Here is a 14,930-nt window from a genome sequence, read left to right as displayed (position 1 = left end):
TGCATGAGGTGATCACGGATCTCGTGCCACGCGAAGGACATCGGACGCCTGCCTTGCGGCCAGGCGTCCGGCGCCTTCTCGTGGCCAGGTCAGGACGTCGCGCGTCTCTGCGATTTCAGGGGGTTGGGTGAATGCGCGCGTCAGCGCGCGGGCGCGGTCGCGTTGTTCAGCGTGCCGCAGCCCCGGCAGGTGGCCTGCACCGGGAAGCCCACGAGATACTCGTGCCCCCGCGCGAAGCGCAGGTGCATGCGGCCGTCCCGGCAGACGCCGAGCAGCTTGTCACAGCGCGTGCAGCGCCATTCCGAGTTCGAGGTGGTGGGCTTGGTCTTCGCGGCGCCGGACCAGCTCGTCTGGGCTGCCTGGCGCGGGGGGAAGGGAGTCGGCATGGAAGTGCTCCTCTATGTGGAGCCCTTCCAGTAATCAGCGGTTTGTTAGACCGTCTCCCGCCGCATGTTAGACCGCTGTTAGACGGTCGCTTCCTCGGCTGGCTCGGTCACGTCTTCGGTTGGCTGCGCAGTGAGTAGCAGTCGCCAATATCCGTTCTTCGCACCCTTGCCGATATAGACATCCCGGATGCTGTCCCAGGTCTCCTTCCGGAACGCCTGCTGGGGGCTTCTGGACTCGAAGCCTTCCATCAGCGCCTTTACCTGAACATCGGGACTGCCTTTCGCGGCTGCGACCACCAGGCGCTCGAAGATCGTAAGTTGATCGTTCCCAGCGAGGTGAAGCGGCTCCCTGCCAGGAATGAACAGCGTGCCGGACTGCTTACCTGTCCGAACCACCCGCGGGGACACGCCCCCGCGTGCGAGTGAAAGACCGTCTCGGTACGCGAGTTCTATTCCGTCGCGCGCGAACAGCATTTTCTCGTCCGCCGATGCGAGATGGGACAGCAGCGGCATGACGACGTTAGGCCCAAGATGTGACGGCATCTCCTCGCTCGCAGCGAAGACGATGCCAACCCCAGCGGTGCCCCGCGCGCGCAACATCAGATCCAGTCTCTGCGCCGCTTTCGGATCATTGAGCCGTCGGGCGAAATAGACGGGCACATCTGCCTCATCGATCTGGATCGCGCCGACGAGGGTCAGGTCCGGGTCCAGGATCTGCGCCGCCCGCTTGCTCAGCAGCGGCTTCATCAGGCGCATGAGCGTCTCGTGAAGCCACTGAGCGTTGACCGCGAACATCTCGACATCCGACGCGGGGCGCTTGCCGACATCTTCGCCGAAAGGACCGACAGCGTGGATCATGCCTTCGGTCGCCGACGGCTTGACGGCGCCTTCACCGTCGACGTCGTCGTCCTCGATGAGAACCACGTCCTGACGGTCGCGGCGCTCGAGCAGGCCGCCTTCGATGAGACGCTTCGGTTCAAGCCCGAGTTCCAGCAGATAACTTCCGCTGACCTCGTCCTCGATGCGATCGTGGAGTTGAACAAGCTGGGGAAATATCGCGCGAAGGTCATCATGCGCGATTTGCCTGAACGCGCTCAGGATTCCCCATTCCTTGAGCAGCGCGAAGCCGAGGCTGCGTTCTTCCGGATCGGGCTTGCTCTGCAGGTTGCAGCTCTTCGTGCCCGCAATCGTGATATTTAGCGTCCGCTGCTTCTCATCGCCGATCAGGTTGTAGGCCACCGCGATGGTGATCCGGCTGAACGCTTCGGCGCGCCGAAAGATGTTCCGCGCCCCGAGATACCGGTCGGCAACCTCCTGGATATCATCGTCGACCGTCACCTTGAGCTGAAGCTTGCGGCGCCAGGTTCCCAGCCGGATCTCGGCTTCGATGACGCGCGCGAACTCGAACGCGTACCCTTCGATCTCAGGGGGCTGCAGGAGAAGCGAAGAGCGGAAGCGCGAAAGATTATAACGCTTCCAGGTCAGCGGCTTCTGGGAGATGTCGTGACCGAGCGCAACTTCGGCGAAGGAGTCGCTGACCGTCTGGCGCACCACGGGGCTGTCCGCGCAGACCTCGATCTGCCGCATCGAGGGCGTGTAGATCAACGTCGCCTCGTTCGGCGGGCGGTAGTAGATGGTTCCCCGCCGTCCGTCTTGCCGGTGATCGTAGACGCTCGAAAGCGGGCCACCGTGCCGGACGATCAGCATGATGGACGCAGGGTGCGTATCGGTGGCAGGCAGATCGAGCGCTTTGACCGTGCAGGATATCTCGGGCTTCAGCTCGAGCATGCCCTTGATCTTGGACGCCAGCGCCTTTTCGTCGATGGCCGCCGCGTCGAGGGCTACCTGGTTCTCCAGTTCGACCTCGAAGGCGTCGTAGAGCTTGCCGTGATCGCGGAACTGTCGGGCGAAGTGAAAGCTCTCCGCATCCTCGAAGGTTTCTCGTTCATGGAGATATGCCCAGATGCTTCTGCAGAGCTCATCTGGCTGCCGGTGAAACTCCTGCGACCGTGTCTCATCGAGTTGTTGCTCGACAATGGTGGTGAGCGAGGTGACGCCCTTTTTCTCAGCGAGGGCCCGGATCCTTCGTGATCGCTGCTCCGCAGGTCGCAGGTCATCGCGGTCGAAATCCGACAGCGTCTCGACAAGTGCTTGCCGAAACGCCTCGACCGCTTCTTCGTCGGCGAGGTCCGGAACGTCCTCAGGCAGCTTGAATTCCGGCTCATTGTCGCCCTCGCGCACGGCAAGGGCAGCTCGGGCGAGGTCGACGCGCGCATCCTCGATCAGCGCCAGAACATGCGGACCGATCGGGGATGCTTTGCGCGCCATGAACTCACCTCAATGAACTACTGCTCTCGATTGATTCAACCTGCGATAATCGTGGACAAATCCGTGATCGGCAAGCCCTGATGTTCTCTCCCTGTTCGCATTTCCGCATCCCGTTCCGCTGAGATGTCTCACCCCGGACGGCTGGGTGGCTTTTGATCGGTAGCACACCATCAAACACGGCCACCGAGACATGAACCGCCCCAATCCGCTACCTCCCGACCAGATGACCGCCGCCGAACGCCGCGCTGAACTGTGCGGCCTGCTGGCGCTAGGGCTGGTTCGGCTGCGGATGCGCGATGGGGACGAAGTATCTGACAATACTGGAGAACGTTGCCTACACTATCCGCCCGACCAATGCCGTCATGCAACTCCAACTCACCGGAGAAATGCATGAACAAGCCCGATCCCATCCCCGCGCGCTTGGCCGCGTTGAAGACCACGCCGACGCCCGACCTGAAGCAACAGTGGCGCGACCTGTTCGACAGCGAGCCGCCGCCGTTCAACCGCCGCTATCTCGAAAGCCGCATCGCTTATCGCATCCAGGAACTCGCCTATGGCGGGCTGAAGCCGGAGACGATCCGGCGCCTTGAGCGGCTGGGCGAGGAACTGGACGGCGGCGACAGCAAGAAGCGCAGCATCCGCGCCGATCGCGAACGCCCGATCACCGGCACGCGGCTGCTGCGCGAATGGCAGGGCGTCGAGCAGATCGTCACCGTCACCGCCGATGGCTTCGAGTGGCAGGGGCGACCCTACAAGTCGCTGTCGGCTATTGCGCGCGCCATCACCGGCACCCGCTGGAACGGATGGACCTTCTTCGGCCTCAAGAACCACAGGGGGCGGACATGACCAATCCCCCCGAAAAATCGAAGGTTGTCCGCAAGCTGCGGTGTGCCGTCTACACCCGCAAATCCTCCGAGGAAGGGCTGGAGCAGGAGTTCAACTCGCTCCACGCCCAGCGCGAGGCCTGCGAGGCTTACATCGCCAGCCAGCGGTCTGAGGGCTGGGTGCTAGTCCGCGATCAGTATGACGACGGCGGGATTTCCGGCGGCACGCTGGAACGGCCCGGCCTGAAGCGGCTGCTGGAGGATATCGAGGACGGGCTGGTCGATGTTGTGGTGGTCTACAAGATCGACCGCCTCAGCCGCTCGCTGGCGGATTTCGCCAAGCTGGTCGAGGTGTTCGACCGGAACAGTGTGACGTTCGTCTCGGTCACGCAGTCGTTCAACACCACCACCTCCATGGGGCGGCTGACGCTGAACATCCTGCTGTCCTTCGCACAGTTCGAGCGCGAGGTGACGGCCGAGCGGATCCGCGACAAGGTCGCCGCCAGCCGGAAGAAGGGCATGTGGATGGGCGGGGTGCCACCATACGGTTACCGCGTCGAGAACCGGAAGCTGGTGGTCGACGAAGAAACCGCTGCGCATGTGCGCTGGATCTTCGCGCGCTTCCTCGAGATCGGGTCCTGCACGGAACTGGCGCGGGAGGTTGGCACGCGCGGAATCCGGACGCCGCGCGGCAACCGGATCGACAAGAAATACATCTACCGCATGCTCAGCAACCGCGCCTACATCGGCGAGGCGGTCCACAAGGGCGACAGCTATCCCGGCGAGCACGACGCCATCATCGACCGCCAGACGTGGGACCGTGTCCATGCGATCCTGCAGGAGAGCCCGCGCAAGCGTGCAGCCCGCACACGCGCCGAAACGCCCGCGCTGCTGAAGGGGCTGTTGTTCGGGCCAGACAGCGCAGCGTTCTCGCCAACGCACACCCGCAAGGGCGATAGGCTCTACCGTTACTATGTGAGCCAGACGGTGCTGAAGCATGGCGCTGGGGCGTGCCCGGTCGGCCGCGTGCCTGCGGGTGAGATCGAGGCCGCCGTGATAGACCAACTCCGCGCCGTGCTCCGCCAGCCAGAGATCGTGGCAGGGACATGGAAGGCCGCCCGCGCTCACGCCGCCGACATCACCGAGGCCGATGCTCGCGAGGCACTGACCCAGCTGGATCCACTGTGGGACGAACTTTTTCCGGCCGAGCAGGCCCGCATTGTCGGACTTCTGGTCGAGCGGATCGACATTGGTACGGAAGGCCTGAACGTCCGGCTGCGTATCGATGGGCTCGCGGGGCTGGCGCGGGAAATGCTGGCGGGCGATAGCGAGGTGGCGGCATGACCCGCGCGACGCCGACGCCGGAGACCGTGACCCTGCAGGTCCCGTTCCGCCTGATGAAGCGCGGCGGGCGAAAGGAAATCCAGCTGCCAACCGGTACTCCTGCCCTGAAACGCAGCGTGGACAGCACCCTGGTCAAGGCGCTGGCGCGTGCCTTTCGCTGGAAGAAGATGCTGGAGTCCGGCGAGTTCGCCACCATCGCGGAACTTGCCACGCATGAAAAGCTGGCGCCCTCCTATATGACGCGCGTCCTGCGGATGAGCCTGCTGGCACCGGATATCGTTGAGGCGATCCTGGACGGGACGCACGGGCCGGAGGTGACGCTGGCGCGGTTGCTTGAACCGTTTCCTTTTGATTGGGAACAACAGCGATTACTGTGGGATGCAGATGCTACAGGGTAGCTGATCCGTGACCCCGCTAGTGCGCTAGTGCGACATTCGGTAGGCGACTTTGCGCGCCGATTGACAGCTTGAGCGGCACGTTCCTCTGATTCGCTCCACATTGGAGGCTGGCGTTCCGACCTCGATAGCTGCACGAGGAACTCAGTTGAGCATCTCACGCCCCGACGCGTCGCCGACCAGCAGTCCTTTTCCAGCGCATCTCGCCGACAATGCATCTCCCGGGCACTACGAGACGGGCAAGATCGGAGCCATTCGATCCCCCAAAGGCGAGCGTCTTTCTCGGCGTTACCGTCGCGTGACGCCATAGATTGGGCGGGGACCGCAGCTATACGACCTTTTCGTTAATGACCTGCGGGACCGGAACGCTCGATCGGAAGGATGGGTGTTGCGCGAGCCGATCGCAATAGGCAGCCAAGTTGGGGTGCCGCTTCCGCCAATCGAGCGCCGGGTTCCGGATGTCGAAATAGGCGAGAAGGGTTCCCGTGGCTATGTCGCCGAGCCCGAGCTGATCGCCGACCGCCCAACGCCTCGGCCCGATCAGCCGGGCCAGTTCCTCCAGCCCGTTATCGATCTTACGCTGCTGCCGCTCCAGCCAAACGGCACTTCGGCCATTCTCACGCATGCGCTCGAAAAAGATCAGCACGAAGGCGTCACAGATACCGTCGCATAGAACCTCCAGCTTGCGTGCCGCGAGGAGACCGTCGATATCCGGCGGGAGAAGCGGCGGATCCGGGTATTTCAGCTCCAGATATTGGAGGATGTAGCTCGACTCGTAGATGCTGTCCCCGTCCGGCGTCAGCAGGACGGGGAGCTTCTCGAGTGGGTTATACTTCGGCGTTTGCGTCGTGTTGTGCCAGGGCACCTCGGTGATCAGCTCGAACGGCAGAGCCTTTTCGGTCAGGGCGATCCGAACTTTACGGGCGTAGGGGCTGCTGGTGGCGCTGATCAGCCTGAACATGGTTCAGCTCATCTCCGCGCGTGCGTCTGCGCGGGCGGGGTCGCGTCCGAACGCCAGCAGGCCTTCCGCGACCGCCACGAGATCGGCGCCAGCGACATCCGGCTCCGGGTAGAACGGAATGAATCCACCCTCGAGCCGCGAGGCGTAGCCGGTCGTCAGCCCGGCTCGTTTCGCGCCGGCGAGATCCCAGGAGTGCACGGCGACCATGGCGGCCTCGGAGCCAGCGACGCCGCAGACGTCGAGGGCGAAACGATACGGCTCCGGGAACGGCTTCCATCGGGCGGCGTTGTCAACCGAGAGGCAGCGCTCGACGTAGCCGTCGAGGCCACTGCGCTTGAGAAGGCGCTCCGTCACCTCGGCATGCCCGTTCGTCAGCGTGGCGATCCGCACACCGGCTGCCCGGAGCATCTCGAACGTCGCCGGGACCTCCGGATACGGATCGAGGTGCTCGAAGCCATCGAAAATGTGCTTTGCCGTCGACTCGATATCGGCAACCCCGTGCGCGCTTAACAGGCCTTCAAGCTCGACGCGGCCGATCTCCCGGAAGGGCCGGCGCGCGTCGAGGCAGCCGAGTGCGAAGGCCTCGCGCAGCACCCGGGCGAACCAGAGCTGGACATTCTCGGCCGGGAGCCCGGCCTCTGCGAACCGATCTCCGATTGCATCGAGGGAAAACAGCGTCTCGTTGACGTCGAAGATTATGACTTGCGGGCGGTTGAGCATCTTATCTATCCTTGCCGGTTTTCTGAAAGCCCGGGGCGGCGTCGCACCCGGGGCCCTGTTTCCTGAACTCGAGCCGCTGCCTATCTGCGCTTCAGATAGGCCGGCACGCCGTAGAACACGTCGAGCACGTCGCGGCTGGATGGCCGGGTCAGGAGGCTCGCCAGCACCATGCCGACTACCGACGCAGCCAAGGCCCAGACGACGGTGTGGATGCCGAGCGGATGCTTCAGGGTCAAATCCACGACCAGATAGGTGAGGAACCCGCCGACCAACGAGGCGATGCCCCCGGCGGTGGTGGCCCGCTTCCAATAGATTGCCGCGACGAAAGGCACCAGGAAGGCGGCCGCCAGACCCGCCCAGGAATAGACGACGATCATGCCCAGGAACTTCGGCGGCTGCAGCGAGAGCAGGAACACCGTCGCGCCGAGCAGCACCGTGACGGTGATGCTCGCTGTCGTCATCACCTTCTTCGGAAGGTCCGACCTGACGTAGTTCTTGAACAGGTCGCGGATCAGTGAGGAGGTGGCGACCAGGAGATAGCTGTCGACCGAGGACATGATCGCGGCGAACGGCGCGGCCAGGATCAGACCGGCGATCCACAGCGGCAGCACCGAGATGATCAGGGTCGGAATGGCGCGGTCAGCCTGCGGGATATCTCCCAGGATCGGTCGAGACCAGATGCCCGCCAGCATGATTACGGTGAAGAATAGCACGCTCACCAGCGTGCCCCAAATCAGCACATTGTGCGCCGCATTCGAGTCCCGGAACATGAAGTAACGCACCGCTTGAGCGGGCTGCGCCATCGAGCCCACCGGCCACAGAACCCAGGCCGACATCAGCATCGCCACGCCGGGCAGAATGCCGGCCGCCCCCCAGGGCGCCAGGAGCTCTGGATCGATCTCGTACATCGACTGCGTGATGTTCGGAACGCCCCCTCCCGCGACGATGACCGCGGGAATCAGGATGAGGATACCGGCCGCCATCCAGAAGCCTTGGAGCGTGTCCGTATAGGCGACCGCCCGAAAGCCGCCGAAAGCGGTGTAAAGTGCGACGGTCGCCATAAAGAGCGTCAGGCACGCGACGTAGGGGAGGCCTGTGACCGTGGACAGAAGGAGCGCTCCCGCGACGGCTTGGGCCACCATGTATGCGATGTAGAAGACGATGATCGCGATGGCGCCGGTCACGACCACCCAGGGGCTCTGGTAGCGCGACTTCAGGATGTCGAGCAAGGTGATGGCGCCCGTTCGTCGCGCGATCTGGCTCACCCGCTTGGCGAGGATCACCATGCAGAGAAAGGTCATGAAGATGAGCGGCGCGATGAAGCCGAGGATTCCGTAGCCGTTTACATAGCCGAGGGCGGGGACGCCGATGAAGGCACCGGCGCTCGCAGCCGTCGCGACGAAGGTAAACATCGTCACGGTCGCGCCCTCCTGGCGCCCGCTCACGTAGTACTCGGTCTCGAAATCGCTTCCCCCAGCGATATTGCGCGCCGTTCTTCGCCGCGCCCAGACGGCGAGGCCGACGACGGCGGCGATGTAGACTAGGAACGGTATGAGGACAGCCAGGTTCTGTGCCGTAAGGTTCATGGGATTCTCTCTCTCTGCAGGATTTCCGACGGGGCTCGGACTAGGTCTGGCGCGCGGGGGGGAGCGAAGCCGGCGTGTCAGACACGTCGCTGGCCTCAGTTCGCATCGCGGGGCGCTCGGCCTGGGTCTCCTCGGCGAGCGGCTTCATCACGCGCTTAGCGAAGACGAACACGACGACGACCAGAACGGCCGTCGGCAGGAACTGTCCGAGGACGAGCCAGTCGGGCATCCCCAGAATCATCTTGTACTCGTCCGGCTGCCGCCGGAAGCCAAGGAAGTAGATGACGATGACGACGTAGCCGAAGAATGCCGTGCCGGTGAGCGCACCGAGGCGAGCCTCGCGCTTGCATAGCCTGAAGTCTGGATCCTCCTCCATCTTCCTCCAGTAGGTGTCCCAGCGGGTGTCATGCGATTTTTCGGGCATGGGCGTCTCCTCTTTCGCTGAATTGCCATCGATCCGGCGCCTTGTGCCGGAGCCTCAGCGCCACAATATCAGGTATACTAATGGGATGCAATAGGAATCCTAGTTGAAATTTGACATGGGCCAGACGCCGGCATATATCTTTGGTCTCAACTGGTTCAGCGCGGTTCTCGGACAGGAGCCCGTCCGAATCAGCTCGGCGCCGCTCGCTCGTCGGGCCTGCGCTCGAAGTGGCCGCTCCGCGCAGGGCGAGAGCACGAAGAAAGGAACGTCTCGCGTGGATATACGGAAGAACGGAACGTCTCGCGTGGATATGCGCCGGAACGATCTGCAGGGCGTCGGCAGGCCCATTCCCTCGAACACGCTCGTCGATAAGGTGTACCGCAGGCTCGAGGAGATGATCGTCACCCTCGAACTCGAGCCGGGCGCCCTGCTGTCCGAGTCCGAGCTCGGAAAGCGTCTCGGCGTGAGTCGCACGCCCGTCGGAGCGGCTCTGCAGCGCCTCGCGCGCGAGGGGCTCGTCAACATCCTTCCCCGCCGCGGCATCGTGGTGACCGATGTCGATGTCGGCCAGCAGCTGCGGGTCCTGGAGATTCGCCGTGAGATCTCTCGCTTTGTGGCGAGGGTCGGTGCCGAGCGCGCCCGAGCCGAGCAGCGGGCCGCGATGCGCGCCGTCGCAGAGGAATTCCAGCGCGCCGTGCGCGAGAACAGCCAGGAGGTCCTGGTCTCCGCGGACAAGGATTTCCACAACCTCCTGGCGGCATGCACCCATAACCCGTTCGCCTGCGACGCTATGGACCCGCTAGATTCCCTGGCGCGGCGGTTCTGGTTTGCGCACCAATCGGACCGGTCCGATTTCGCCGCCACCGCGATGTTCCACAGCCGAATCGCCCTGGCGATTGCCGGTGAGGATCCGGCGGCGGCGGAAGAGGCGTCCGATGCCTTTTCCGACTACCTGGAGCACTTCGCCCGAGGCACGATCGACTTTCCGTGATCAGAGACCGAGCTGAAGCCGGTCGAGAACGTCTAGCACTACTTTGGCAGATTTTCTTTTGTACGTTCTGCGATGAGCTTTTCACAATGAGGGCAGCGTCGTGGTGGAGGTCTGGCGAAGGCGTTGAGGATGGCTTGCCTGACGGCTGGCATGGTTGGTTGCGGGGGTGGTCCGGGGACTCTTTTTTTCCCGTCCCGCGGCCTTGAGGCGACGGGATTGCAGGAAGGCGTAGGCGATCATCGTCATCAGCGCGTGTCGGTGAAGACCCGTCCAGGACCGCCCCTCGAAATGGTCGAGACCAAGCTCCTCCTTGAGTTGTTGATGCGCCTGTTCGCAGACCCATCGGGCCTTGACGGCGGCGGCAAGCGCCTTGAGGCTGGTATCGGCTGGCAGGTTCGAGGCGTAGTATTTCCGTTCGCCGCTCGCCCGGCGTTCGCCGATCAGCCAAACCTCCTCGTCACCGGGCATGGCTTGCACACGGCCATCTGCCATGCGATGCCGGTGGCCATCGGCGATGTGGACACGGATTGCCGCGAACTGGCAATTTAACCTGCCTTTGGTCCCTCGCCTCCAGCTGACCTTCCGCCATTTCTCGTCCCCCAGCATCTGTTCGGCGGAAACGGCAACGCGGTCGGGGAGGTGATATTTGCGGCGCCGCCCGCGCCCGGCCTCGGGAAACACCAGGCCGACATCCGCCGGATAATGGGGCCAGAGGGCTGTCATGCGTGACCGTATCTGAAACCCGCATGGGCCAGACCAGATACACAGAGTTTAGGACACTCCCGCGAGTCTCGATGGATTTCCGCGCACTTCGCCCTCAATGGCTCCAAGGCATCAGTTTTAACCTTGCCGGTCCACACATCAGGTTCGAGAAGCCCTTGGCGCAACCGGGTTCCGCGCCTCACGATCAGGGTCCGCCAAACCCGCGCGCCTGCCCCCGCATCACCGGATAATCGCCCACCATTTCGACGACCACTAACCGCTCCGGTAACAGCGCCAGTTCGTCAGCCGCCCGCGGCCGAAACTCCGCGCTGTACGGCACAACCGGCGGACACACCACCCCGCCTCGCCCGGCTTAGAACCCAACAGCGAAGCACAACGCCTTTCTGAAGGATCTTGGCATATCACCATTGCCAGCGTCCGACTGACCTGAGCCAGCGGAAGTTCGATTTCAGTCCCTTTTGGGGAACGCCACTGACGTCGAAGTGCTCAACTACGTCTGACAAAAAAACAAGACATGTCAGAAGCTTGCAAAGAATTCACCAAATCGGCGCAGTCATCAGCTTCAGAGAATACGGCCCCGGAGAGAACGCTTTTGACCCCCATCGCAATAGGCGCAGTGCTCAGCCCTTCCCGCATAACCCTCGAAAACAACGGAAAAATCCGGCCGAAGCCGGATCGGGAGAAACGTTTCTCAAGGGCAAGTGGCGGAGCCGATGGGATTCGAACCCACGAGACCCTTCCGGGCCTACTCCCTTAGCAGGGGAGCGCCTTCGACCACTCGGCCACAGCTCCGCCGACGCGTATAGCCGCCCATGTGGGAGAGTTACAAGGCTAAATTTCGACTGTTTCGAGGATCAGTTTCATCCGCCCCCAAAACCCTCATCCCAGGCAACCGTGACCGGTTTGACAGGTGCGGCCCTGCGCGGCCACACCTGTCAAAACCCACCTGCGCCCGGCGCGCATCGGTCTGGGCGTCAGTTCGCCATCAACGCTGGCACAATCGTGACAATCGTCGGAAAGAACCACAGAAGGCCAAGCGCCCCGACTTGGATCAGCACGAAGGGGACCACACCGCGATAGATATGCCCCGTCGTGACCTCCTTCGGTGCCACCCCGCGCAGATAAAACAGCGCAAAACCAAAGGGCGGCGTCAGAAAGGAGGTCTGCAAATTGACCGCAATCATGATCGTCACCCATTTCGGATCAAAGGTACCGCCATAGATCACCGGCCCCACGATGGGGATCACGATATAGATGATCTCGAGAAAATCGAGCACGAAGCCAAGGATGAAGAGCACCAGCATCACGATCAGAAAGACCTTGAGCTCATTGTCAAAGCTCTTGAGGAATTCCTGAATGTAATGCTCGCCCCCAAATGAGATCACCACGAGGTTCAAGAGTTGCGAACCGATCAGGATGGTAAAGACCATGCTCGTGACCTTGGCCGTCTCGCGCACCACCGGGCTCAGCACTCCACCGGTATAAAGCACCCAGCACGCGAACAAGAGCCCGAACACCGCATAGAGATAGGCGGCATAGGCAAAGAAGAACGCCACCCAGGATTCAAAGCTGACCCCGCCCTGATTGATCCGGAGGTCAAAGTTGATGCCGATCAGGATCGACAGCACCACCGCCAGCGTGGCCAGAATGATGATCTTGGGCGACCGGTCCTGATCACGCAGCTTGCGATAGGCCGCGAGCATGATGGCCCCCCCTGCCCCCAGCGCCGCCGCCGGGGTCGGGTTGGTGATCCCGCCCAGGATCGACCCCAGCACCGCCACGATCAGCACCAGCGGCGGAAAGACCACACGGATGAGCTCGTTCTTGGCCATCCGCACCGCACCATGAGCACAGCCATAACAGGCCATCGCCAGCGGGATGAGCAACAAAAGCACCGTAACCCCCGCTGAGGTCGACGGTCGGATGAGTGTGATATCCACCAAAAGTCCAAGCAGGATTCCGAACGCCCCGATCAAGAGCGGTGCCGGATTGGCCGACGGCGCCACGCCCCGGCCCACCGCCAAGGTGAGGGCGAACATCACCATCAATGTCGCCACGCCCGTGCCGATAGGGGCGGCATCCGCCTCTTTCTGGACGCGCAGCGCGGCGATTTCCTCGGGCGTCAGGCGCACGCTCGCGGTCACGCCACCGGCGGCGTCAATCCCCTGTTGCTCTGCCACCGCCGCATCCCATTTCGATTGACCGTGCAATTCGATCATCGCCGCCTGACAGTCGGGGCTCACATTGGTGCGCAAGGACGCGGACTCGCCCTGATCGCTGAAACTGTCGACAATCAGGCCCTGACTGCCAACCACACCCAGCGTCGAGAGCAGCATCACCCCGGCAATCACGGCCACCGGCACACCGAGGAACCATGTGAACCCCTCGCCACGGGTGATCACCTCGCCGCGCGTGCCACCGGCGACCTGAACGGCCGGTGCCTTGGACGGGTTCACCAGCGCATAGCCAAAGGCATAGAGCCCATAGAGCACCGCCAGCAATATCCCCGGCAAGAGCGCCGCCTGAAAGAGCGTGCCCACAGACACCACCGCAGGCTCACCCAGATAGGTCAGCGCATCGGTGCATCCCGCCGACAGCGCCCGGTTCTCCTGTGCCACCGAATAGAGATCGCCTGCCAGCGTGCCCAAGAGCACGATGACAATCGAGGGCGGAATGATCTGCCCCAAGGTGCCCGACGCCGCGATGACCCCCGTCGCCAATTGCGGGCTATAGCCCGCGCGCAGCATCGTGGGCAGGCTCAACAGGCCCATCGTCACCACGGTCGCCCCCACGATCCCGGTCGAGGCCGCAAGAAAGGTGCCCACCACCACGACCGACACCGCAAGACCGCCCGGCAGCGGGCCAAAGACCCGCGCCATGGTGGTCAAGAGATCATTCGCGATCTTGGAGCGTTCCAGCGTGATCCCCATCATCACGAACATCAGAACCGCCAACAATGTCTCGATGGACGCCCCCGCCAGAACGCGCTCGTTGATCCGGTTCACAAGGAAAGACACGTTGCGATCCAGCGCCACTTCCCAGCCCAGCGGAAACACCGGCTGCGCCGCGCGCGGCAAATCCGGATACCGGAAAACTGACACGGCGTCGGGCCGCACACCACTGGCCACGATGGCACTATACGCCTCGCTCGACGTGTCGATGGCCTGATGGATAAGCAGCCCCGCGCTGTCGAGCCCGGCAATGATGCCAAACGCCACAATCCCCGCCCCGCCAATGGCAAAGGCCACAGGAAAGCCCGATAGAATACCTCCAAAGAGGCACAGAAATACGATGATCAGCCCGATCTCGACCCCGTCCAGTCCGAATAACATTGGTCCCTGCCCCTTTAATGTGTGCCTTCAAAGGCTTCTTCACCCTCGCCCAGCGTGTCGCGGTCGAGGTATTTGCCCAGACTGTCGGGGCCTTCCTTGTATTCCAGATATGATCGCCAGAAAAACGCCATCGCATGCAGGAACACCATGCCCGCAAAGAGCACCAACAACACCTTGAACAGGAAATAACCGTTGAACCCGTTGGGGCTGAACCCGATGGTTTCCACATTCCAGCGCAGGGCACGGGATTTCATCAACAGCCGGTCCAGCGGCTCACTGGCCGAAGGGTTCGGCACGATTAGATGCCGCCACATGAAGAACCAGCCATACATCCAGGTCAGCACCGCCATCGGCATCATGAAAATGAGACTGCCCGCCATGTCGATCACCTTCTTGGCGGAATGGCTGACGGGCGCATAGATCAGGTCCACCCGCACATGGCCGCCCTGAACAAACGTATAGGTGGCACAGAGCGTGACAATCAGCGCGTTATAGAGCTTGAGCTCTTCGGAATACCAACTGACGTCGAATTGCAGCGGGATACCGAAGCCGATCACCAGATCGGGACGGGCAAAGATACGCTGGATGAACACAATGATGATCTGCTGGAACACCATGATAAGCCCCGCCCAGGCGGCAAAGCGTCCGACCGTATTGGCCAACCCCTCCAGCCCGCGCACACAGCCCCACATAAAGCCGTTTTTCCACAGGCCCACCCCGGTGAGCACCAGAAAGGTCACGAACACAACAAAGAAGAACTCGACCGAACCGCCATAATAGACGACCCGCATGATCGCTTCCTTGTTGGACCAATCCAGCCAGCTTGCGGGATGGCTGATGGCATAGGCCAGATTGTAAAAGGCCATGCCGATATTCTGGAAAATCCAGAGAACTGCGTCCAGCATCTTGTCCCCCT

12 protein-coding genes, 1 tRNA gene and 1 pseudogene are annotated in these 14,930 nt (G+C 62.6%); 4 read left to right on the top strand and 10 right to left on the bottom strand.

All coding sequences use genetic code 11. The features are described from left to right. Nucleotides 1–140 precede the first annotated feature (140 nt). Entirely contained in the window at nucleotides 141–386 is a 246-nt protein-coding gene (locus tag VR71_RS15235) for a hypothetical protein (protein ID WP_045685569.1), read from the bottom strand. Between the two features lie 78 nt (nucleotides 387–464). Further along, the gene (locus tag VR71_RS15230) at nucleotides 465–2,714 is read right to left on the bottom strand and encodes a hypothetical protein (RefSeq protein WP_045685566.1); all 2,250 of its coding nucleotides are present in this window, start codon (nucleotides 2,712–2,714) and stop codon (nucleotides 465–467) included. Between the two features lie 390 nt (nucleotides 2,715–3,104). On the opposite strand from VR71_RS15230, the gene VR71_RS15225 reads away from it, so the two are divergent. From VR71_RS15225 to VR71_RS15215, 3 genes are read left to right on the top strand one after another with little or no spacing between them, the layout of a single operon-like run. After that, nucleotides 3,105–3,560 carry a DUF2924 domain-containing protein gene (locus tag VR71_RS15225; protein WP_045685564.1) on the top strand — a complete coding sequence of 152 codons (456 nt, stop codon included), beginning with the start codon at nucleotides 3,105–3,107 and terminating at the stop codon, nucleotides 3,558–3,560. Continuing rightward, the gene (locus VR71_RS15220; protein ID WP_045685562.1) at nucleotides 3,557–4,882 is read left to right on the top strand and encodes a recombinase family protein; all 1,326 of its coding nucleotides are present in this window, start codon (nucleotides 3,557–3,559) and stop codon (nucleotides 4,880–4,882) included. The genes VR71_RS15225 and VR71_RS15220 overlap by 4 nt, the downstream gene beginning before the upstream one ends. Continuing rightward, on the top strand, nucleotides 4,879–5,280 hold the full coding sequence (locus VR71_RS15215) for a bacteriophage-like protein (RefSeq protein WP_045685560.1): 402 nt from the start codon (nucleotides 4,879–4,881) through the stop codon (nucleotides 5,278–5,280). The genes VR71_RS15220 and VR71_RS15215 overlap by 4 nt, the downstream gene beginning before the upstream one ends. Before the next feature lie 325 nt (nucleotides 5,281–5,605). Here the strand turns inward: VR71_RS15215 and VR71_RS15210 are convergent, their stop codons facing one another. From VR71_RS15210 to VR71_RS15195, 4 genes are all read right to left on the bottom strand, one after another. After that, nucleotides 5,606–6,238 carry a glutathione S-transferase N-terminal domain-containing protein gene (locus VR71_RS15210; RefSeq protein WP_045685557.1) on the bottom strand — a complete coding sequence of 211 codons (633 nt, stop codon included), beginning with the start codon at nucleotides 6,236–6,238 and terminating at the stop codon, nucleotides 5,606–5,608. 3 nt (nucleotides 6,239–6,241) lie between these two features. Further along, complete coding sequence (locus VR71_RS15205; protein ID WP_045685554.1) at nucleotides 6,242–6,958, bottom strand: haloacid dehalogenase type II; 717 nt, start codon at nucleotides 6,956–6,958, stop codon at nucleotides 6,242–6,244. Nucleotides 6,959–7,038: 80 nt separating this feature from the next. Then, nucleotides 7,039–8,544, bottom strand: a complete 1,506-nt coding sequence (gene panF / locus VR71_RS15200; protein WP_045685552.1) for a sodium/pantothenate symporter — start codon at nucleotides 8,542–8,544, stop codon at nucleotides 7,039–7,041. 40 nt (nucleotides 8,545–8,584) lie between these two features. Beyond that, nucleotides 8,585–8,968: a DUF997 family protein gene (locus tag VR71_RS15195; RefSeq protein ID WP_045685550.1), complete on the bottom strand. Its 384-nt coding sequence runs from the start codon at nucleotides 8,966–8,968 to the stop codon at nucleotides 8,585–8,587. Between the two features lie 103 nt (nucleotides 8,969–9,071). On the opposite strand from VR71_RS15195, the gene VR71_RS15190 reads away from it, so the two are divergent. Further along, nucleotides 9,072–9,959 (top strand): GntR family transcriptional regulator, encoded by an 888-nt coding sequence (locus tag VR71_RS15190; protein ID WP_296430461.1) that lies wholly within the window; start codon nucleotides 9,072–9,074, stop codon nucleotides 9,957–9,959. Nucleotides 9,960–10,040: 81 nt separating this feature from the next. On the opposite strand, the pseudogene VR71_RS15185 reads toward VR71_RS15190, so the two are convergent. From VR71_RS15185 to VR71_RS15170, 4 genes and pseudogenes are all read right to left on the bottom strand, one after another. After that, nucleotides 10,041–10,661: pseudogene (locus VR71_RS15185) on the bottom strand (transposase); the annotation flags it as partial. A 723-nt stretch (nucleotides 10,662–11,384) separates the two neighbouring features. Then, nucleotides 11,385–11,474 (bottom strand) — tRNA-Ser (locus VR71_RS15180). Nucleotides 11,475–11,656: 182 nt separating this feature from the next. Further along, nucleotides 11,657–14,014: a TRAP transporter large permease subunit gene (locus VR71_RS15175; protein WP_045685548.1), complete on the bottom strand. Its 2,358-nt coding sequence runs from the start codon at nucleotides 14,012–14,014 to the stop codon at nucleotides 11,657–11,659. A 14-nt stretch (nucleotides 14,015–14,028) separates the two neighbouring features. Beyond that, nucleotides 14,029–14,919: a TRAP transporter small permease subunit gene (locus tag VR71_RS15170; RefSeq protein WP_045685571.1), complete on the bottom strand. Its 891-nt coding sequence runs from the start codon at nucleotides 14,917–14,919 to the stop codon at nucleotides 14,029–14,031. Nucleotides 14,920–14,930: the final 11 nt, after the last annotated feature.

Source organism: Roseovarius sp. BRH_c41 (genome assembly GCF_000961715.1).
In the GTDB taxonomy this organism is placed as follows: domain Bacteria; phylum Pseudomonadota; class Alphaproteobacteria; order Rhodobacterales; family Rhodobacteraceae; genus Roseovarius.
The sequence above is the reverse complement of the archived record's forward strand: the minus strand, read 5'-3'. Positions and strand labels throughout refer to the sequence as shown.

Bases quoted from the DNA above. Each gene is read 5' to 3' on its own strand.
- VR71_RS15235 (WP_045685569.1), bottom strand. From the start codon at position 386: ATGCCGACTCCCTTCCCCCCGCGCCAGGCAGCCCAGACGAGCTGGTCC.
- VR71_RS15230 (WP_045685566.1), bottom strand. From the start codon at position 2,714: ATGGCGCGCAAAGCATCCCCGATCGGTCCGCATGTTCTGGCGCTGATC.
- VR71_RS15225 (WP_045685564.1), top strand. From the start codon at position 3,105: ATGAACAAGCCCGATCCCATCCCCGCGCGCTTGGCCGCGTTGAAGACC.
- VR71_RS15220 (WP_045685562.1), top strand. From the start codon at position 3,557: ATGACCAATCCCCCCGAAAAATCGAAGGTTGTCCGCAAGCTGCGGTGT.
- VR71_RS15215 (WP_045685560.1), top strand. From the start codon at position 4,879: ATGACCCGCGCGACGCCGACGCCGGAGACCGTGACCCTGCAGGTCCCG.
- VR71_RS15210 (WP_045685557.1), bottom strand. From the start codon at position 6,238: ATGTTCAGGCTGATCAGCGCCACCAGCAGCCCCTACGCCCGTAAAGTT.
- VR71_RS15205 (WP_045685554.1), bottom strand. From the start codon at position 6,958: ATGCTCAACCGCCCGCAAGTCATAATCTTCGACGTCAACGAGACGCTG.
- panF (WP_045685552.1), bottom strand. From the start codon at position 8,544: ATGAACCTTACGGCACAGAACCTGGCTGTCCTCATACCGTTCCTAGTC.
- VR71_RS15195 (WP_045685550.1), bottom strand. From the start codon at position 8,968: ATGCCCGAAAAATCGCATGACACCCGCTGGGACACCTACTGGAGGAAG.
- VR71_RS15175 (WP_045685548.1), bottom strand. From the start codon at position 14,014: ATGTTATTCGGACTGGACGGGGTCGAGATCGGGCTGATCATCGTATTT.
- VR71_RS15170 (WP_045685571.1), bottom strand. From the start codon at position 14,919: ATGCTGGACGCAGTTCTCTGGATTTTCCAGAATATCGGCATGGCCTTT.